Here is a 21,400-nt window from a genome sequence, read left to right on the forward strand (position 1 = left end):
GGAAGGCTAGCTTGGGAAATTGAGTTAGTGGATATTTGAAGTTGGGTGGAATTATTCAGAGATGGATAAAAACAACCAACTAAAAATAAAGATAAAAAACTTCTTGACAGTGAGGGAGATTAGCGTATAATACGCACCTCATCGGGACGAGCTAAACACTTTAATGAAACAATTGATTAATTGTTGAATGGAAGGGTTTAGATTGAAACGAAGAAAAAAAGAATTGAAAAAAAGCTTGACAGATATTAAAAACATGATATACTGGATGGCTCACTAAGCAAGATAAACACTCAAATATGAGTAACTTCAAATTGAAGGCTATCTTAGTTTAGATATAACATACAATGGAAGACATTGTATGTCAACTATTTAAAAGCAAACTAAAGAACAACTTGTGTGGATTTTTGCTGACACAGAATGTTAATGAATTAAAGTTGGTCAAAGACTAACTATAAAAAGATTATCATTCTTTAAGGCAAGAAAACTCAAAAGTTAATTCATTACGAACATACGAATGAGCAATAAAATGCCAGTAGTCGAAAGACTATACGATTAAAGAATGAGCCAAGATTAGGAATCATCTTAAAAGATTCCAAGAAGATTAAACTGAAGAGTTTGATCATGGCTCAGATTGAACGCTGGCGGCAGGCTTAACACATGCAAGTCGAGCGATGAAGGTCTAGCTTGCTAGACTGGATTAGCGGCGGACGGGTGAGTAATGCTTAGGAATCTGCCTAGTAGTGGGGGATAGCTCGGGGAAACTCGAATTAATACCGCATACGTCTTACGGGAGAAAGGGGGCTACTTGTAGCTCTCGCTATTAGATGAGCCTAAGTCAGATTAGCTAGTTGGTGGGGTAAAGGCCTACCAAGGCGACGATCTGTAGCTGGTCTGAGAGGATGATCAGCCACACCGGAACTGAGACACGGTCCGGACTCCTACGGGAGGCAGCAGTGGGGAATATTGGACAATGGGGGGAACCCTGATCCAGCCATGCCGCGTGTGTGAAGAAGGCCTTTTGGTTGTAAAGCACTTTAAGCAGTGAAGAAGACCTTATGGTTAATACCCATAAGCGATGACATTAGCTGCAGAATAAGCACCGGCTAACTCTGTGCCAGCAGCCGCGGTAATACAGAGGGTGCAAGCGTTAATCGGAATTACTGGGCGTAAAGCGAGCGTAGGTGGCTAATTAAGTCAGATGTGAAATCCCTGGGCTTAACCTGGGAACTGCATCTGATACTGGTTAGCTAGAGTAGGTGAGAGGGAAGTAGAATTTCAGGTGTAGCGGTGAAATGCGTAGAGATCTGAAGGAATACCGATGGCGAAGGCAGCTTCCTGGCATCATACTGACACTGAGGTTCGAAAGCGTGGGTAGCAAACAGGATTAGATACCCTGGTAGTCCACGCCGTAAACGATGTCTACTAGTCGTTGGGGGACTTGATCTCTTAGTGACGCAGCTAACGCAATAAGTAGACCGCCTGGGGAGTACGGCCGCAAGGTTAAAACTCAAATGAATTGACGGGGGCCCGCACAAGCGGTGGAGCATGTGGTTTAATTCGATGCAACGCGAAGAACCTTACCTGGTCTTGACATACACAGAATCCTGTAGAGATACGGGAGTGCCTTCGGGAATTGTGATACAGGTGCTGCATGGCTGTCGTCAGCTCGTGTCGTGAGATGTTGGGTTAAGTCCCGCAACGAGCGCAACCCTTTTCCTTAGTTACCAGCGGTTTGGCCGGGAACTCTAAGGATACTGCCAGTGACAAACTGGAGGAAGGCGGGGACGACGTCAAGTCATCATGGCCCTTACGACCAGGGCTACACACGTGCTACAATGGTAGGTACAGAGGGCAGCTACACAGCGATGTGATGCGAATCTCAAAAAGCCTATCGTAGTCCAGATTGGAGTCTGCAACTCGACTCCATGAAGTCGGAATCGCTAGTAATCGCGGATCAGAATGCCGCGGTGAATACGTTCCCGGGCCTTGTACACACCGCCCGTCACACCATGGGAGTTGATTGCACCAGAAGTGGTTAGCCTAACTTAGGAGGGCGATCACCACGGTGTGGTCAATGACTGGGGTGAAGTCGTAACAAGGTAGCCGTAGGGGAACCTGCGGCTGGATCACCTCCTTAAAAACGACATTCGGTCAGCAAGAATTCACAACAAGTTGTTCTTTAGTTTAAGCTAAGCTCGGGGTCTGTAGCTCAGTTGGTTAGAGCACCGTGTTGATAACGCGGGGGTCATAAGTTCAAGTCTTATCAGACCCACCAAATAACTACGGGGCCATAGCTCAGTTGGTAGAGCGCCTGCCTTGCACGCAGGAGGTCAGGAGTTCGACTCTCCTTGGCTCCACCATGATATAGAGTGAAGCGAAAGCAGAACAAAGTAATTTTATATATAGATTATTTTCTTCTGTTTTATACAGATGATAATGACCTGACGAAGGCATTATGATTATTTAAAAACATAGATATGAGTCTGGGTTAAGTTATATATACACAATATATAATTTAACCTGATAATCAACCTTTAATGACATCAGTTGTTATCCCAAGGGTTGGTTATCGAAAGTAAAGAGAACTGAATCAAGCGTAAACATAGGTGATATCGTTATCATTACTACATAGAATCCTAAGACTAATTGGGGTTGTATGGTCAAGTAATGAAGCGCACATGGTGGATGCCTTGGCAGTCAGAGGCGAAGAAAGACGTGACAGCCTGCGATAAGCTTCGGGGAGGTGGCAATATCCTGCGATCCGGAGATTTCTGAATGGGGAAACCCACCTAGCATAAGCTAGGTATCCTAATTTATTAGGAAGCGAACCGAGTGAAGTGAAACATCTCAGTAACTCGAGGAAAAGACATCAAATGAGATTCCCCTAGTAGCGGCGAGCGAACGGGGAGGAGCCGACGGACTCTAATGTAGAAGAACAGTGTGGGAAAGCTGACCATAGTGGGTGATAGTCCCGTATTCGAAACATTAGAAGAAGCATATTAAGTAGTGCGGGACACGAGAAATCCTGTATGAAGATGGGGGGACCATCCTCCAAGGCTAAATACTCCTGACTGACCGATAGTGAACCAGTACCGTGAGGGAAAGGCGAAAAGAACCCCTGTGAGGGGAGTGAAATAGAACCTGAAACCGTGTGCGTACAAGCAGTGGGAGCGGACTTGTTCCGTGACCGCGTACCTTTTGTATAATGGGTCAGCGACTTATATTCTGTAGCGAGGTTAACCGAATAGGGGAGCCGTAGGGAAACCGAGTCTTAATAGGGCGTCTAGTTGCAGGGTATAGACCCGAAACCGAGTGATCTATCCATGAGCAGGTTGAAAGTGCCGTAACAGGCATCGGAGGACCGAACCCACTGTCGTTGAAAAGCCAGGGGATGACTTGTGGATAGGGGTGAAAGGCTAATCAAACTCGGTGATAGCTGGTTCTCCCCGAAAGCTATTTAGGTAGCGCCTCGGACGAACACCATTGGGGGTAGAGCACTGTTTCGGCTAGGGGGTCATACCGACTTACCAAACCGATGCAAACTCCGAATACCGATGAGTGATATCCGGGAGACACACGGCGGGTGCTAACGTCCGTCGTGGAGAGGGAAACAACCCAGACCGCCAGCTAAGGCCCCAAATTCCTAGTTAAGTGGGAAACGAAGTGGGAAGGCATAGACAGCTAGGAGGTTGGCTTAGAAGCAGCCACCCTTTAAAGAAAGCGTAATAGCTCACTAGTCGAGTCGGCCCGCGCGGAAGATGTAACGGGGCTCAAACTAGGAGCCGAAGCTGCGGATTTGAAAATTGTTTCAAGTGGTAGGGGAGCGTTGTGTAAGCCTGTGAAGGTGTGTTGTAAGGCATGCTGGAGGTATCACAAGAGCGAATGCTGACGTGAGTAACGATAATGCGAGTGAAAAGCTCGCACGCCGGAAGACCAAGGGTTCCAGTCCAACGTTAATCGGGGCTGGGTGAGTCGACCCCTAAGGCGAGGCCGAAAGGCGTAGTCGATGGGAAATTGGTTAATATTCCAATACTTGTTTATGATGCGATGGAGGGACGGAGAAGGTTATGCCAGCCTGGTGATGGTTATCCAGGTGGAAGGATGTAGGTAGAGTGATTAGGCAAATCCGGTCACTTAATACTGAGATCTGATAGCAAGCTGTACATGTACAGCGAAGTGGCAAATACCATGCTTCCAGGAAAAGCTTCTAAGCGATAGTCATAAACGAATCGTACCCGAAACCGACACAGGTGGTCAGGTAGAGAATACCAAGGCGCTTGAGAGAACTCTGCTGAAGGAACTAGGCAAAATGGTACCGTAACTTCGGGAGAAGGTACGCTGTCGATGGTGAAGGACTTGCTCTGTAAGCTATTGACAGTCGCAGATACCAGGCTGCTGCAACTGTTTATTAAAAACACAGCACTCTGCAAACACGAAAGTGGACGTATAGGGTGTGATGCCTGCCCGGTGCTGGAAGGTTAATTGATGGGCTTAGCGTAAGCGAAGGTCTTGATCGAAGCCCCAGTAAACGGCGGCCGTAACTATAACGGTCCTAAGGTAGCGAAATTCCTTGTCGGGTAAGTTCCGACCTGCACGAATGGCATAATGATGGCAGCGCTGTCTCCAGCAGAGGCTCAGTGAAATCGAAATCGCAGTGAAGATGCTGTGTACCCGCGGCTAGACGGAAAGACCCCGTGAACCTTTACTACAGCTTTACATTGAACTTTGACCTGACTTGTGCAGGATAGGTGGGAGGCTTTGAAGCAGATACGCCAGTATTTGTGGAGCCATCCTTGAAATACCACCCTGGTCATGTTGGGGTTCTAACTCAGATATAACAGTATCGAGGACAATGTATGGTGGGTAGTTTGACTGGGGCGGTCTCCTCCTAAAGAGTAACGGAGGAGTACGAAGGTGCGCTCAGAACGGTCGGAAATCGTTCAAAGAGTATAAAGGCAGAAGCGCGCTTAACTGCGAGACCCACAAGTCGAGCAGGTACGAAAGTAGGTCTTAGTGATCCGGTGGTTCTGTATGGAAGGGCCATCGCTCAACGGATAAAAGGTACTCTGGGGATAACAGGCTGATACCGCCCAAGAGTTCATATCGACGGCGGTGTTTGGCACCTCGATGTCGGCTCATCTCATCCTGGGGCTGAAGCAGGTCCCAAGGGTATGGCTGTTCGCCATTTAAAGAGGTACGCGAGCTGGGTTTAGAACGTCGTGAGACAGTTCGGTCCCTATCTACCGTGGGCGTTGGAAATTTGAGAGGATCTGCTCCTAGTACGAGAGGACCAGAGTGGACGAACCGCTGGTGTTCGGGTTGTCATGCCAATGGCATTGCCCGGTAGCTACGTTCGGATGGGATAACCGCTGAAAGCATCTAAGCGGGAAGCCCACCTCAAGATTAGATTTCCCCTAAGAGCCGTTCAAGACTAGGACGTTGATAGGCAGGGTGTGGAAGCGTAGTGATACGTGTAGCTAACCTGTACTAATTGCTCGTTTGGCTTGACCATACAACACCCAATTGGTTTTGTATAAACAAGTCTTGATAACGATTTTATATCATCCGATTTTACTTAGCTTGATTTAGCTTAATATATTTAACACTTTAGACTCATATCTAACCCCCTTTGCTGACGACAATAGCAAGATGGAACCACCTGATCCCTTCCCGAACTCAGAAGTGAAACATCTTAGCGCCAATGGTAGTGTGGTTCGCCCATGTGAGAGTAGGTCATCGTCAGCTCCCTATACCTAAAGCCCCCTTTAACATTCGTTAATGGGGGCTTTTTATTGTGCCCTCAATTTATCAGACGATTTACAATTATTGTGTTTACCGTACAATTTCACCTTCTTTTCTACGTAGTTGCTCTATGATATTTGTTTTAAACTAATCCCAATAATAGATTATTAAGGTTTAAAGAATATGCGAGTTATAGAAGCTATCGAGAAATGGGATATTGTTATAGGAACAGAGATTGAAGTGAGTGGTATAGCTGAAATCTCTGGTTGTATGTCTGTTATATATGATCATATCAATAAAAAGAGAATCAGTGACCCTATTATGCCGGGGATTTTGGTTCATGGTGATCAACTAGCAACTTTAGTACAGTCATTGCCTAATCCACTGCCTGGTAAGGCTGGGTCAGAAATTTTATATATTGTTAAAGTTCGTATATTAGGAATAGTTGCTAATACAGGATATACTTTCGCACCTTTGAAGTTTGGGCATATCTATAAAATTGAGTTTGATGATGAATATATCGGTCTGCAAAGTCTGATTGTCAATGAGCGTCTTAAGGATATTGTATTTACAATAGATAGGAAATTAACCACTCAGGAAGTAAAAAGATTTAAATATTATTTTCCTACTTTTATAAATATGGTTGAGTTAAAAAAACATCTAGAAAGTGGTCAGTCTTTAGTCCTTGTTAGTCGTGTATTAGAATCTGAGCTTTTAGAGCATGTACAGTTTTTAGAAAGGCTTGATATTAAGTTTGAGTTGAATGACTCACCTATTGAAATGGTTTTTGGGGTATGCCGTAGTGTGGTAAAGGTACAGCATTTAGTAGGTTGATTAAGCCATCACTCATGCAACACCTTATAAATCGTTTTTGCCAATACATCGCCAATACCTTTTACCCCTGCAAGCTCTTGTTGTGATGCGCCTAACAGTTGTTGTAATCCACCAAAGTGATTAAGCAGTTCCCGTCGTCTTTTTTCACCAAGTCCGGGTATGACTTCTAAGACAGAAGAGGAGCGACGTTTGTCACGTTTTTTGCGGTGTGCGGTAATGGCAAAGCGGTGTGCTTCATCACGTATGTGCATAATCAGATGCAGGGCTTTGCTATCCATGGGTAAATCTAACGGCTCATGGTTGATAAAGTGCAATACTTCTAATCCTGCTTTGCGTCCTTCTCCCTTAGCAACCCCAATTAATAAAGTATCTTCTAAGATTCCTAACTCTGTTAATACTTCTTTTGCCATATTAAGTTGCCCTTTACCACCATCAATTAGCAATATATCGGGTAGTGGCTGTTTTTTATACCGCCGAGTAAGGGCTTGTTTCATCGCAGCATAATCATCACCACCTTGGATGTCATGAATGGCATATTGTCGATAGTCACGTTTGCGTGCGCCACCTTGGTCAAAGACAACACAACTGGCAATGGTTGCTTCTCCCATGGTATGCGAAATATCAAAACATTCTATACGGTCAATGGCTCTATCAGTAATGGGGGCTAAGGTTTGTTTTAGTGCACTAAAGCGAGATTGTAGCTCTAAATAATCACCAAGTTTGGTTTTCAATGCATTATTGGCATTGAGCTTGGCAAGCTCCAACCATTCAGCACGTTGCTCACGTACATTGGTTTTAATGTTAACTTTACTATCAAAATGGCTAATCAGAGCTTCTTGGATAGCCTCTTGATCACTGAGCTCATGACTAATAATAATCTCGGGGGGTAAGTCATCGGTGACTTGGAAATAAAATGAGGTGACAAAAGCAGATAGATTTTCTGCTAGTGGCTCACTACTATCGACATCAGGAAAGTAGTTTTTGCCACCCAATACTCGCCCACCACGTACCGTAAGAACATTGATACAGGTAATCCCTGCTTGACTGGCTATAGCAATAACATCAGCTTCTCCTTTGACGGTATAGACGGCTTGTTTTGCCTGTACTTCTCGGAGCATGGCGAGTTGGTCACGATAAAATGCAGCCTGTTCGAAGTTGAGTGCTTCAGCGGCAGTTTCCATTTTTTCTATCAGGGTTTGGTGAATGTCACTAGAGTCACCTTTTAGAAAACGGATGGTGTTATTGACATCTTCTGCATAGTCTTCTGGAGATACTAAACCGACACAAGGAGCGCGACAACGTTTGATTTGATATTCAAGACAAGGACGTTTGCGTTGTCGAAAAAAGGTGTTGCTACATTGACGCATTTGAAACATTTTTTGCATCAATACTAAAGTTTCTTTAGCTGCATGTGCAGAAGGATAAGGACCAAAGAAGCGTCCTTTTTGATGATTGCCTTTGCCACGACCATATGCCAAACGTGGATAGGGTGTATCTGCTGAGATAAAAATATATAGGTAAGATTTGCCGTCTCTTAAAACAACATTATAAGGTGGTCGGTATTCTTTAATAAGGTTTTGTTCAAGAAGTAAGGCTTCTGTTTCTGAGCGAGTGATGATGGTTTCAATATTATCAATACGAGCTACCAAAGCCCGTGTTTTTGGGTGTTCTATGGTTTTTGCAAAGTAGCTATTTACTCTGTTTTTTAAAGATTTTGCTTTGCCAACATATAGTATTTCTTCATTTTTGCCTAACATCTTATAAACACCGGGTAAGTTGGGAAGGCGTTTGATAAGATGGTTTAGCCGAGTAGCTCTGTCTTCTTGTGAGGTATTAGCTTTAGACATGGCGGAGGTGACCTAAAATAAAATGAAGGTATAACAGTTATTTATGGGGTGAGCTTGTCTTTTTTGCAAGGGTAATAAAAATGCCCAATTATCCATTATGGGGAATAATTGGGCGAGTGAGGTATATAGATAATGGGACAGAAACGTGAATTATGCTAAGTTGGTGCGCATAAATTCAATCATTTTATCCCAGCTTTGTTTGGCTGCTGTTTCGTTGTAACCTAAATCAACGCCATTTTCTTTGGCGCGTTGATCTGCGTTAGGGTTGGTAAAGCCATGTTTTGCGTTATCATAAATATCAATGGTATAGCTGACATCAGCATTATCAAGCTCTTGTTTTAAGCCTTCAATGGCTTCTAGTGATACCATGCTGTCTTCACGTCCATGAGCAACTAAGACTTTGGCAGTAAATTTGCCTTTTTCAGCAGGTTGTTTTGGAGTAGGGTTGCCATGAAAGGTTGCTACTGCTTTAATTGGCATGCCTTCTCGTGCCATATCAAGCGCAATTTTGCCACCAAAACAGTAGCCTGCAATACCAATACGTGTTGCATCAACTGCCATTTGGTCACCAAAATCATTGAGAATTTGACGACAACGTGCCATGAGCATGTCTTGATCAGAAAGGACTTGTTCCATCCATTCATTGGCTTGAGCAGCATCGGTAGTTAGTTTGCCTTCACCATAGACATCCATGGCAACAGCAGCAAAACCAGCTTCGGCAAGACGTTCTGTGACTTGGCGTGGATGTTCAACAACCCCCCACCATTCTGGAGCAACTAAAATGCCTGCTACAGGGTTGTCATCGCTGGCACTTTCAGGTAATGCAACATAGCTTCTAAGTTCGATGCCATTATCGCTAATGCTAGGTAATTCATAGGTTTTAATACTCATATTGTGATGTCCTTATGTTGTTGGTTTAAGATAAATTTTGTTTGTTGAATTTTACGATTTATTGAATATTCATCTCGTTAAGCCTATATTTTCAAGGGGGACAGCTATGGCTCAATTGTCCTTACAAAGCTGAATACTCAATAAACCCCAACCATAACAGATAGTTGCCATCATTTCGGTTAAAAAAATGTGAACATAGCGATTGGTAAATATTGTTTGCAAAAATACATTATTATAGTCACTGATTATTTTATGATAGTGATGACAGTATTTACCATGAAAAGTAAAGTGAGCCATAGAAAAATTCAAGCTTATGAAAAAAAGCTAACTGCCAAGATGGCTGAAATTAAACAGCGTATGCAACAAGAAAGTGAGCAAAGATATCTTGAAATGCATCAAGAGATGTTGGCATGTTTTGAAGCAGATATACAATCACTGAATGCAACTCAGGCAGAAGCTGATGAATTAAGAGCAGACTTAGAATCAGTGTACCAAAAAGGTTTACAAGACATCAGGCAAGATTATCAGCAAGACAGTCGTATATTGAAAGTTAGTGATGATGTGGTTATTAATCTTGATGAGATGGTCAAAAGACAAGCCATCATTGAGCTACAAGAGGAAGGGGCTGAGCCACCAAAACCAAGCATGATGAACTTGGTAATAGAGATTGTATCTGTGGGTATGATAATTATTGGTATGTATGTCTTGATCAAATTTCTACCTTATATTTTTGAATGGTTAAATTTATAATTTTTTATGACATTAAATTTACTTACTCAGCACCATACTAAAGGTGCAAGTAGTCAACAACAAACCAAACATTCCACTAGCCAGACTCAGTCAGCCAATATGCCGAATATAAATGAAAAACAGACCACATCTTCTGTACAAGAATGGACTTTTACTAATGAGTTGCGAGAGAATTTTTGGCAACATTATGATTTAACTGAGCTTACACAGGCTGAGTGGGAAGCGTTGTGTGATGGCTGTGGTGCTTGCTGTTTGGTGAAGTTTTTGGAGGAAGAGGATGAGCCAGATGCGGTGGAATATACAGATGTTGCCTGTCAGTTACTAGACTGTCAGACTGGGTATTGCTCTAATTATGAGCATCGCCAGCGCTTTGTGCCCGATTGTATCTCTCTGACAGTGGATAAGTTACAGGACATGTTATGGTTACCGCATAATTGTGCTTATAAGCGTTTGTTTTTGGGTCAACCACTGCCACAATGGCATTTGTTAATTACAAAAGATAAAAGACGAACTCGTCAGGGTATGAAAGCCTCTGGAGTGGGTGTTGCTGGACGCTGTATTAGTGAGACGGTGGTGAGTGAGGATATGCTTGAAGAGCGTATAGTACAGTGGGTATATCCGTGATTTTGGATAAATATTGTTCAAGAAACACACGGATAATACAAATTGCTGAAATTTGGCGTTGAATGTCAGTGGGTCATGGGATAAAGTGAGAACAAATTAGTCACATACGAGGTTAACTTACCCTACCATGTCGGACGACAATCCAAGCTCGAGTAGTTGGTCTATGCGCGGTCTTAAGCGCTGGCTACAAGCGGCTCCAGAAACCCGTGATGAATTGATTCGTTTGGTTCATGATTCACGGCAGTTTTTAGAGCCAGATACTGTAGATATGCTAGAGGGTGTTTTAGATTTGCCCGCGACGCAAGTACGGGAGATTATGACACCACGCCCACAAGTTGTGGGTATTCATGAGAGTGATAGTTTGGATGATATTTTAGATGTCATTTTGGAGACGACGCACTCTCGCTATCCTGTTTTTGATAGCCAAGATGATGATGCCGTTATTGGTATTTTATTGGCAAAAGATTTGATTCCTATTTTGGTTGCGATGCGTCGAGACCAGAGTAATACGGTTGGATTACGCATTAAAGATTTGGTGCGTCAGCCTTTATATATTAATGAGACGGCTCGTTCTGATACGTTATTACGCTCACTACAGCGTACACAAGTACATATGGCGGTAGTGATTGATGAGTTTGGAAATATGGTCGGTGTGGTGACCATGGAAGACTTACTCGAAGAAATTGTTGGCGATATTGTTGATGAGCATGATGACTTTGATGAGGATAGCGACGTTAATAATATCGTTGAGCATCCAACTAAGCCTAATACATGGATTGTTCAAGCATCTACATTGATTGAAGATTGTAATGAGAGACTACATACCAGCTTCGATGATGCAGAAGTGGATACCATGGGTGGTTTGGTGATGCAGACATTGGGTCATGTTGGTGATTTACAAGGTCAGGAAGTAGAGATTGATAACTGGCGGATAAAGGTTCTCGATGTTGATGGGCGCTTTATTAAAGAGCTTGAGTTGACTTTGATGGATGTTTAGTTTGTGCGTTTTTTATCGTTGCTTATTATCTATCAGTAGATAGATAAGTACTTTTGCTCCAGTTGAATATAAACTGGGGCATTTTTTGTGTCTACCTTTTATGTCTATGCTTTAGTATTTTTTGTTTAACGTTGGTATGATACGCAAGTTTATTATATTTGGCTGGAATTATTATGCGTCCTTCTACCCATTATTTACAGTCCCGATTATCAGCAGAGCGCAAGGCATCTAGCTGGTTATTATGGAACAATTTACCTTTTGGGGTACGTTTGTTGCTGGCGTGGTTGGCAGGGGCAATGTTTATGTTATCGTTGTCGCCTTATGGATATTGGGTGCTGGCGATTATCTCTCCTGCAATCTTATATGCCTTGCTTTTGTCAAAGCTTTCAGGAAAGCAGGCATTTGTTTTAGGTGAAGCCTATGGTATGGGGTTGTGGTGTGTGGGTGCATTTTGGCTATATACTTCTATCCATGATTATGGTGATACACCAGCTTGGTTGTCTCTATTAGCCATTGCGGTAATGGGTCTTGGGATGGGGCTGTTTCATGCCGTGCTGGCTTGGGTGTTTAATCGCTTTTTAGGCAAGCAACCTTTGGCATTTGCGTCACTGTGGGTGGTGCAAGAGTGGTTAAAGACGTGGTTGTTTACAGGGTTTCCGTGGCTGTTTGTGGGTTATGCGTTTACAGAGCAGTATTGGCTATCTTCTTTGGCACCTGTGGCTGGCGTATTTGCTGTTTCTTTTGTGGTGGTGTTGTTATCTGCCAGTATTGTAGAGATATTTCGTCACCGAGTTGGCTACTTGTTGCTGAGTGTGGTTATTTTGCTAGGTAGTACGGCATTGTGGTTTGTGAATCCACAATGGACACAGGCAAAAGATGAGCCCCCATTGACAGTATCCTTAATTCAAGGAAATATTCCTCAAGATTTAAAATGGCTAACTGAGTATCAGTTTGAGACACTGAAGATATATGCTGAGCTGACCCGTAGTGAGTGGGGGCAAGATATTGTGGTTTGGCCTGAATCATCTATTCCTATGTTTCAGACGCAGGCTTGGGGTTTTATTAATGAGATGGTAAAAATTGCCAAGTCTACAAATACGACATGGGTAACAGGTATTCCATTTAAGGATGAGGCTGCTTTTGATCCACAAAAAGATAAGTATCCACCATTTTATAACAGTGTAATTGCGCTAGGTGCACAGGCTGATGGGTTGTATAAAAAACAACGCTTAGTTCCTTTTGGTGAGTATATTCCTTTTGAAGGTGCGCTAGATTTATTCCCCAATTTGGCCGGTAGTCAAGAAATTCTAAGTTATAGCCGAGGCACAGATAAACAGTCACCATTACAAGTTCGTGGGCATCATCTGGGTGCAGCTATTTGCTATGAGGTTGCTTATCCAGATACAACACGTCGTAATGCGCAGAATACCGATTTTTTATTGACCATTTCAAATGACGCATGGTTTGGTACGTCGGCTGGTCCATTACAACATTTGCAGATGGTACAGATGCGGGCATTAGAGACAGGGCGTTGGTTTATACGAGCAACAAATACAGGTGTCACCGCTATTATTGATGATAAGGGGCGTATTGTTGCACAAGCGCCACAGTTTAAACGTACAGTGTTGCGCGGTGAGCTACAGGCACGAACAGGCATGACACCTTTTGTACGTTTTGGTAGTTATCCAATATTGTTTATTGTTAGTATTTTACTGTTTTTGAGCTATTTAGGTCATCGTTTGGCACGACCTTCGACTCGTAGAAATTCATAGAAAATAAATGTGGTTGATTTGCTATATTCGGGGTGTTTAATACCCTAAAAAACTTAGGGGTTTTCACAAAGTAGCAAAAATTGGTATATAATAGCTCCAGCAAAGGTCTTTGTGGATATCAAGTTGATATTGATACAAATACCCTAATTATTTTATTTTTATTGTTAATTTAATATTCATCTTTGTTTAAGGTAGGTGTCGCATGGCAGATGCATCGCAAAATAGCCCTAAAAAGGAAGTGATATTTGCGCTGGTTGGTGTTTTAGGATTTGTGGCAATAGTAGCACTTATCGCCATTTCTGGATACTTACGTCCAGCTCAGGAGCATATCACTGCAGAGACAGCTTCTGAGGATGTTGTTACTGTGGATGGAGATAAGGTTGGGACAGTTGTTAGTGACCCTGAGCAATCTGAGCTAGATGCTTCAGAGTCAGAGCAGCAGGCAGTGGTGTCTGCGGCAGATGAAGAAGTGGCAGAGGCACAAGCAGATGCATCATCTGAGCCAGCAACTGTAACAGCTCAAGCTGGTTCGGCAACAGCGACTGCGACAGTTGGAGGTGAAGAGGCGACTGCTGAAGCACAAGATACAACTGATACAGCAGCAGAAACAGCAGAGACTACTGAAGAAACAACAAACTAGATAAGACATCTATTAAGAAGTGATCGTCTGTTATTGTGATGTTCTAAAGACTTACTAAAAAAAGTTTTGATGCGGTAGAGAATTTGTTTATTTAGATGCTTGCAGGACTAAGATGAATCAGGTATCTTTCTGATTTCTCTTTTCATAAGAACTCGCCTTGTGTATTGCACAGGCGGGTTTTTTATTGGGTCTATTTTCTCTGAGTCTATAGAGTTTGGATTCAGTTTTTGTTGTGACAAGGATTAAGGAAATATGTGATGACAGTAGAAAGACAAGGAAAATTGGTTGGGGTAAAGGTTGATACTTTGGAGCAAGGTTTTATGGGACATCCAAAGCCATTACGCCCTTTGTTTTTTACTGAAATGTGGGAGAAGTTCTCTTATTATAGTATCCGTCCTCTATTGGTGTTGTTTATGGTTGCTGCTGTAAGCAATGGAGGCTTTGGTTTTGATGAAGCAACTGCATCAGCGATTTATGGTATTTTTGCAGGTTCTTTATATTTGGCAACTGTGCCAGGAGGCTGGTTAGCCGATAATTGGTTAGGACAAGAGCGCGCTTTGTGGTGGGGCAGTATTATCATTGCATTGGGGCATTTATCGATAGCCTTATCTGTAGTTTTTGGAATAGTACTATTTTTTATTGGGCTAATTTTTATTGTTATTGGCTCAGGATTGTTTAAGACTTGTATTACCGTTATGGTGGGGTCATTATATCCCAATGGAGATACACGACGTGATGCAGGATTCACCATTTTTTATATGGGTATTAATATTGGGGCGTTATTGGCTGCCCTGATAGTGGGTGTTTTTAGAGAAAAAGGTATGTGGCACACTGGCTTTGGTGTGGGTGGTATTGGTATGTTAATTGCGCTATTAATCTACCAATTTTCGGCACGGAAAACGTTGCGGTTGTATGCACATGCCAAAGGTAATCTTGTAGATTGGGAGCGGCCTCAAGGTCAGAATTATCAGGATAAACAGCGAAAAATTGGGCGTTGGGTATTTGCTAGTGGTGTAATATTAGTCATTACAGTTTGGGCAGTAGCAGTAGGACTACTACCTTTTAATGCCGTTGCGGTGGCTGGATATATGATATATAGCATTGCGGTTGTGGTGATATTATATTTTGCAGTGATGCTGTTATCCCCCAAGCTAAGTAAGGTAGATAAGTCACGTTTATTAGTTTGCTTTTTATTAATAGTAAGTTCGACATTATTTTGGTCTAGCTTTGAGCAACAACCAACATCATTTAATTTATTTGCAGACCGTTATACAGACTTAGAAGTGATGGGATTTCATATTCCAAGTATTTGGTTTCAGTCATTAAATCCATTATTTATCTTATTACTTGCTCCAATAGTGAGTATCGTTTGGGTTAAGCTAGGTGAGCGTCATATAGAGCCAAGTAGTATGGTAAAGTTTGCTATGGGTATGCTGCTAGCGGCGGCAGGCTTTGGTTTAATGGTCTTGGCAACAAAAAGTGTACTATCAGAAGTAGGTACTTTGGCTTCTCCACTGTGGCTAGTGGGTAGTTTGTTATTATTGACATTAGGAGAGTTAATGTTAAGTCCTGTAGGGATGTCGTCAATGACAAAGTTGGCTCCTAGTGGCATGCAGGGGCAGATTATGGGGCTGTTTTATACATCATTTGCTCTTGGTAACTTAGTTGCTAGTTTTTTTGGTGGTTATGTTTCGGCTGATAAGATTGAAAGCTTACCTAATCTATTTACTACAATGGCACTATTTTTGGTTGGTACAGCAGTAGTTTTATTGATATTATCCAAGCCTATTGAGGCATTGTTACAAAGAAATGCGCCAAATACACAAACTTAGCGCAGTCACTCAACTTTAATTGTGCTATCAACGTGCTACCATAACTGGTGGCACGTTTTTTGCTGTTTTATATCTATAAAAAGAGGAAATTATGACAGATAAAAATACCATTCAAGCACGCTTAGTAGCCTTGCGCCAATATATGAGTAAGCAAGCTTTTACTGCAGTCATTATACCCTCTGCTGATCCACATTTATCGGAATATTTACCGGAATATTGGCAAGGCAGGCAATGGCTTTCAGGTTTTACTGGGTCAGTTGGTACAGTAGTTGTCACTCAAGATTTTGCTGGATTGTGGACAGATAGTCGTTATTGGGTGCAAGCTGCAGAGCAGTTATCTGATACAGGTATTACATTACAAAAACTACAACGAGGCGCACCCAATCATATTGATTGGCTTGCAGAAAACTTAAAAGCAGGAGATGTGGTCGCAATAGATGGTGACGTACTGTCGATGGCTGATGAGCAACAGATGTCTTCTGCACTGACTGAGCAGGGTATTGATATTGAGTGGCATACTGACCCTTTGCAAGCAGTATGGGAAAATCGCCCCAGTCTACCAGTTGCTTCTTTATATCCTCATGATGCTCAGTTTGTTTCACAATCTGCCAAACAAAAGCTACAACGTGTGCGTGAAGAGTTGGAGGCATTATCTGCTACACATCATTTACTGTCGAGTTTAGATGATATTGCTTGGCTTACTAATTTACGAGGTAGTGATGTTGATTATAATCCAGTATTTTTAGCGTATATGCTAATAAGTGCTGATGAGGCGACTTTATTTGTTGATTTGGCAAAAGTATCAGCAGATATTCAATTACAACTTGAGCAGGCAGGCATTGCCTTGGCAGATTATGAGCAAGTGCAATCCTCTTTAGCAGTTTTGAGTGCTGAAGATAGATTACTGTTAGACCCTAATAAAGTGGCAGTGGGAACATTGGTACAGTTGGCAGATGGCGTTGGTATTATTGAGCGTATCGCCCCCAGTACTTTATTGAAGTCTGTTAAAAGTTCGGAAGATATTGAGCATATTCGTGAAGCCATGCGCCAAGATGGTGCTGCTCTGTGTGAGTTTTTTAGTCTATTTGAACAGCGGTTGGGTGCAGGGGAGAGGCTCAGCGAGTTGGATGTTGATAGCATGTTAATAGAAGCACGTAGCCGTCAGCCTCACTATGTATCACCAAGCTTTCCAACGATAGCGGGATTTAATGCAAACGGTGCATTGCCTCATTATCGAGCAACAGCAGAGAGCTTTAGTTATTTTGATGATGATGGACTACTGCTAATTGACTCTGGTGGGCAGTATCAAAATGGTACAACAGATATTACCCGAGTTGTGGGTATTGGTACAGTAACGGCTGAGCAAAAACGTGATTTTACCTTAGTGTTAAAGGCTCATATTGCTTTAGCACAGGCGCATTTCCCAGAAGGTATTGCCTCACCATCACTTGATGCAATTTGTCGTGCGCCATTATGGAAGCATCAACTAGACTATGGACATGGAACAGGACATGGCGTTGGCTACTTTTTAAATGTGCATGAAGGACCTCAAGTCATTGCTTATAGTGCCAGTCAAACTCCTGAGAGAGCAATGAAAGCTGGGATGATTACCAGTAATGAGCCTGGACTTTATCGTGAAGGACAGTGGGGCATTCGTATTGAAAATCTTGTAGCCAATATTAAAGTTGAGCATAGTGAAGAACAAGGGTTTGGTAGCTACCTTTATTTTGAGACAGTCACCTTATGTCCGATTGATACCCGTTTAATAGAGGCTTCTCTTTTAGAGCCCAGTGAGATTGAGTGGCTTAACCAATACCATCAGAGAGTCTATACTGAGCTTAGTGCTAAGGTGGAAGGTGATGCTTTGAGTTGGTTAACTGAGCGTACCCAAGCTATTTAATATTTTGCTTGATTTTAGCGGTGCCTTATTTTTAGCGTGTGATAACATCATATTCTTACCTTAAATTAACCATCAAAAAATCACATTGATAATAACTGGTATCAAAATAGATGCCAGTTATTGACCCAATTAATCCTTGTTTTAATCATGGGTTAATCTGTAGCCAGTATGTTTATGATTTAGATATTTTGAAAACATATGTATATGCTTAAAAAATAAATTTTGAAATGAATTAAAAAATAGAAGTTATCAGGATTGATTTGTTGTGCTTATAGAAAACTTATAAACTATGGTCATTAGCTATATTAAATATGACTATTTTGATAAAACATGTGAGCTTTAATCCATAATTTTTTTAGGGTATTTATACCATTGATATTTATTACTGCCTATTTATGTCCTTGATGCTAGAGGATACTCAAAAGCATTTTTTCTATATTTATATTGTTAAGATATATTATATTGTATTTAAAATTAAATTATAATAATATAAAGGAGTTGATGGTAGAAAAAGCTAGAGCTACTTAACTTTTCTACTTGCGGAAATATTTTAACTCATTGTTTTTATTGACTTTATTTTTTAATTTTTACATTTTGAGAGAAGTCGATTCTAGTATATTTGTATTATATATCAGCTTAGTTTCATACAGGTTGAATAGGTATTGTTATATATTTACTTACAGTAAGGCTCGCTTTGTTGTGAGCAGAAATGGAATAATGTTTTGAATAATTGGTAAAAAAACTATTATATAGGAATAAAATTTTGGTAAGATAGAGGGGGGATTGAATAAATAATATACAATAGAAGATGAAAAGTAACTATCAAGTAACTATTGTGTTAGATACTATATGGACAAAATGGGTAAATATGATGCTACACAATAAATATTACTATGAAGATAGATTACTGCATTACTGAACTTTGTGTCACCTAAAATCCATAACAAAGTACATATCTATTGGGTCTGTTGAATAGTCATCTTTATAGGAAAAATTGAGATACTGATTTGAAAAACAGTAAATTAGTCAAGATGAACACAGGTAGCTTTTGTTAATAAAAGCAGGATATTAACAAGTTCATTAACGCTCTGTTTATGAACATCAGAAGGCAAATTTAGCCAGTTTTTACCTGAAAGCAAAAAGTAGACATATCCCTTGTAGCTATTAGCCTGACAGGGTGAACGTTCAACAGACTCTATTCTTCTCTGTTTTTATTTAAGCAGTTTTGGCTTAGCTACTGTCTACAGAGCTAAGAACCCTCTATGATTATCAAGGCAACAACTCTATGAAGATTTCGTATAAAGTTCCATTAATAGCAACCTCTATTATTTTGGTTGCATTCGCTGTGTTTTCTTTTTGGCAATACAATACTATTAAGAAAAGCCTGTTAGAGCAAAGTAAACAGAGTATTAACGAAACCTCAGAGCTGTTAGGTGAAAGTGTGGGGACATGGTTAAATGAACGTGTTGATACGATGCAAGGGATGGCAGAGATTTTATCGCAAGACGATGATATCGATAAGGCAGATGTGTATCGTGTTCTAAATTCAACACGGTTTAATGATCTGGTTTCATATTACTATGGGGCGCTTGATACAGATGGACAGGCGATTTCTCCAACGTGGCAACCAGAGGGTGAGTGGGATGCACGTACGAGACCTTGGTATGAGGTAGCAAAATCTAGTAATAAGGCGATGATGACAGAGCCTTATCCAGACTCACAAGATAACCGCTTGTTGATTACTGTGGTATCACAGATTTTTCAGGGTAATCAAAGTATTGGCGCTATGGGGGGAGATATTGAGCTGGCGGATATTGCTGACGCGGTTAATGCAGTGAATTTTAATGGTAGTGGCTATGCTTACTTAGTCAATAAAGAGGGTGATATCATAAGTTACCCAGACCAATCTTTATATGGTAAACCGATCAGTGAGCTATATGAGGGTGCAGTTCCTACATTAACGGAAGGCTTCCAAGAAGCAATGATTGATGGAAAGAAGGTCTTAACTGCCTTTTATCCATTAGATAACTTTACTGCTATTGATAAAAGTTGGTATATCGGTGTTGTTGTGGATGAGGCTGCTGTACTTGCGCCAGCGAATCAATTGGGTAAAAGTGCTGCAATTACTGCGGTGATAGCAGCCATACTTAGCTCAATTATTTTTTATCTGTTTATGCTGAGTTCGTTAATCAAGCCGGTCAATGCATTGACTGCGCAGTCGAATGAAATTAGCCGTGGCAACTTTACGGAAGATGTTGCTGGTATTGAGCGTGATGATGAGATTGGTGAGTTGGCAAAAAGCATTCAGCGTTTACAGCGTAGTTTAAAAATGGCAATGGAAAGACTGTCAAAAAGGTAGTAATACTCTGAAATGACGCACACTTTAGCACAATGACAAGGGTAGTTTATGAGTGCAGATAAGATTGATTATAGTAAGTTTATTTACTATCTTGAGCAGTTATGCGATGCAGGAGTGTCAGGGACATTGTATATGACCTGTGAGCAGAATCATTCTGCACGGATGGTCATAGCTGCAGGAAAAGTTATCTTTATTTCTTATTCTAACCGGAAGGGAAATGATGCCATTGCAGCCATGCCAACGATTGATAAAATCAGTTATCGATTTGATACATCCAATTCTGCAGCTGTGGTTGATTCTTCCTTACCACCAACCGCAGTGATTATTAGAAATATTGCCCCTATTGGTTATATCAGTGATGGACAAGGTATGGTTGAAGCAACTGCTGGTGAGATGTCTCCAGCAGTTGTTTCACAAGCATTACCCATACATATTAAAAAGCAATTGAATAACTTACTGTTAGACTTGGTAGGACCAATGGGTGATTTCTTATATGCTGATTATGTAGAGAATGCAACCTCAAAAGAAGAAGTGGTGGTTAACTTGGCAAAAGAGTTATCTATTTCAGAAATGAATGCCATTCATGCTATTTTGCGCTAATCTATACTCGCTCATAGCGAACAAATTGATAACCTAACCCACTTTTTTCATCAACTTTTTGCTCAGATTGACTGACTATCTGGAACTCATCGGGAATTTGTGGATAAAAAGCATCTCCATTTTCGATGTTGGTATCAACAAGGGTTATTTCTAGACGGTCAGTAAAGAGCATCGCACCTTGAAATACTTTCTCCCCACCGATGACCCAGATGGTATCTAAATGACAGCCATGAGCCAATGTGGTAGCTTGGGTCAGGGCATCATCAAGATTGTGAACAACCTGCACATTTTCGTTATTATTTAACTGATGTTTTTCAGCATAGTCTAACTGAGTGGTAATAATAAAATTGACTCGGTTTGGTAGTGGTCGGCTGTTCATTGACTCAAATGTTTTGCGTCCCATAATCACAATACCTTGAGGAGACGTGCTGTCTGTATTGTCATTGGTTGTTGTGGTGAGACGTTTAAAATGCTGTAAATCTTCAGAGATATGCCATGGTAGTTGATTGTCTTTGCCAATACAGCGATTGTTGCTAATGGCAACGATTTGGGCAACTTGGGTATGGGCGTAACTCATAATATTTCCTTATGTATTGTGTGAAATATAAGTAT

General features: G+C 41.4%; 13 protein-coding genes, 2 tRNA genes and 3 rRNA genes. 15 read left to right on the forward strand and 3 right to left on the reverse strand.

Annotated features, from left to right (window positions below):
- Positions 1–603: 603 nt before the first annotated feature.
- The 6 genes from FHK88_RS11365 (at position 604) to FHK88_RS11390 (ending at position 6,576) form a co-directional block, all read left to right on the forward strand.
- A 16S ribosomal RNA gene (locus FHK88_RS11365) occupies positions 604–2,137 on the forward strand.
- Between the two features lie 61 nt (positions 2,138–2,198).
- Positions 2,199–2,275 (forward strand) — tRNA-Ile (locus FHK88_RS11370).
- Between the two features lie 9 nt (positions 2,276–2,284).
- Positions 2,285–2,360: transfer RNA gene (locus tag FHK88_RS11375), tRNA-Ala, on the forward strand.
- Between the two features lie 298 nt (positions 2,361–2,658).
- Positions 2,659–5,512, forward strand: a 23S ribosomal RNA gene (locus tag FHK88_RS11380).
- Positions 5,513–5,631: 119 nt separating this feature from the next.
- Positions 5,632–5,745 (forward strand): 5S ribosomal RNA (gene rrf, locus FHK88_RS11385).
- The 16S, 23S and 5S rRNA genes sit together here with 2 tRNA genes alongside, the layout of an rRNA operon.
- Before the next feature lie 180 nt (positions 5,746–5,925).
- Positions 5,926–6,576 (forward strand): hypothetical protein, encoded by a 651-nt coding sequence (locus tag FHK88_RS11390; protein WP_227430872.1) that lies wholly within the window; start codon positions 5,926–5,928, stop codon positions 6,574–6,576.
- A gap of 8 nt (positions 6,577–6,584) precedes the next feature.
- Here the strand turns inward: FHK88_RS11390 and uvrC are convergent, their stop codons facing one another.
- Together uvrC and FHK88_RS11400 are read right to left on the reverse strand one after the other, a co-directional pair.
- Positions 6,585–8,423, reverse strand: a complete 1,839-nt coding sequence (uvrC, locus tag FHK88_RS11395; RefSeq protein ID WP_227430873.1) for an excinuclease ABC subunit UvrC — start codon at positions 8,421–8,423, stop codon at positions 6,585–6,587.
- A 150-nt stretch (positions 8,424–8,573) separates the two neighbouring features.
- Positions 8,574–9,314, reverse strand: a complete 741-nt coding sequence (locus tag FHK88_RS11400) for a dienelactone hydrolase family protein (protein ID WP_227430874.1) — start codon at positions 9,312–9,314, stop codon at positions 8,574–8,576.
- Between the two features lie 288 nt (positions 9,315–9,602).
- On the opposite strand from FHK88_RS11400, the gene FHK88_RS11405 reads away from it, so the two are divergent.
- From FHK88_RS11405 to FHK88_RS11445, 9 genes are all read left to right on the forward strand, one after another.
- Complete coding sequence (locus FHK88_RS11405; RefSeq protein WP_227430875.1) at positions 9,603–10,064, forward strand: hypothetical protein; 462 nt, start codon at positions 9,603–9,605, stop codon at positions 10,062–10,064.
- A gap of 99 nt (positions 10,065–10,163) precedes the next feature.
- Positions 10,164–10,688 carry a YcgN family cysteine cluster protein gene (locus FHK88_RS11410; protein ID WP_227430923.1) on the forward strand — a complete coding sequence of 175 codons (525 nt, stop codon included), beginning with the start codon at positions 10,164–10,166 and terminating at the stop codon, positions 10,686–10,688.
- A 127-nt stretch (positions 10,689–10,815) separates the two neighbouring features.
- A complete protein-coding gene (locus tag FHK88_RS11415) occupies positions 10,816–11,685 on the forward strand; it encodes a transporter associated domain-containing protein (RefSeq protein ID WP_227430876.1) in 870 nt (289 codons plus the stop codon).
- A gap of 173 nt (positions 11,686–11,858) precedes the next feature.
- Positions 11,859–13,457, forward strand: coding sequence for an apolipoprotein N-acyltransferase (gene lnt, locus FHK88_RS11420; RefSeq protein ID WP_227430877.1), 1,599 nt, complete (start codon positions 11,859–11,861; stop codon positions 13,455–13,457).
- Between the two features lie 202 nt (positions 13,458–13,659).
- Entirely contained in the window at positions 13,660–14,097 is a 438-nt protein-coding gene (locus tag FHK88_RS11425; RefSeq protein ID WP_227430878.1) for a hypothetical protein, read from the forward strand.
- Positions 14,098–14,354: 257 nt separating this feature from the next.
- The gene (locus tag FHK88_RS11430) at positions 14,355–15,929 is read left to right on the forward strand and encodes a peptide MFS transporter (RefSeq protein WP_227430879.1); all 1,575 of its coding nucleotides are present in this window, start codon (positions 14,355–14,357) and stop codon (positions 15,927–15,929) included.
- Positions 15,930–16,020: 91 nt separating this feature from the next.
- The gene (locus FHK88_RS11435; RefSeq protein ID WP_227430880.1) at positions 16,021–17,829 is read left to right on the forward strand and encodes an aminopeptidase P family protein; all 1,809 of its coding nucleotides are present in this window, start codon (positions 16,021–16,023) and stop codon (positions 17,827–17,829) included.
- A 1,285-nt stretch (positions 17,830–19,114) separates the two neighbouring features.
- Complete coding sequence (locus FHK88_RS11440; protein WP_227430881.1) at positions 19,115–20,188, forward strand: cache domain-containing protein; 1,074 nt, start codon at positions 19,115–19,117, stop codon at positions 20,186–20,188.
- A gap of 48 nt (positions 20,189–20,236) precedes the next feature.
- Entirely contained in the window at positions 20,237–20,788 is a 552-nt protein-coding gene (locus FHK88_RS11445; protein ID WP_227430882.1) for a hypothetical protein, read from the forward strand.
- Between the two features lies 1 nt (position 20,789).
- On the opposite strand, the gene FHK88_RS11450 is transcribed toward FHK88_RS11445, so the two are convergent.
- Positions 20,790–21,365, reverse strand: a complete 576-nt coding sequence (locus tag FHK88_RS11450) for a dihydrofolate reductase (protein WP_227430883.1) — start codon at positions 21,363–21,365, stop codon at positions 20,790–20,792.
- Between the last annotated feature and the right edge of the window lie 35 nt (positions 21,366–21,400).

Origin of the sequence: Psychrobacter sp. I-STPA6b (assembly GCF_020662265.1) — a bacterium.
Classification (GTDB): Bacteria; Pseudomonadota; Gammaproteobacteria; order Pseudomonadales; family Moraxellaceae; genus Psychrobacter.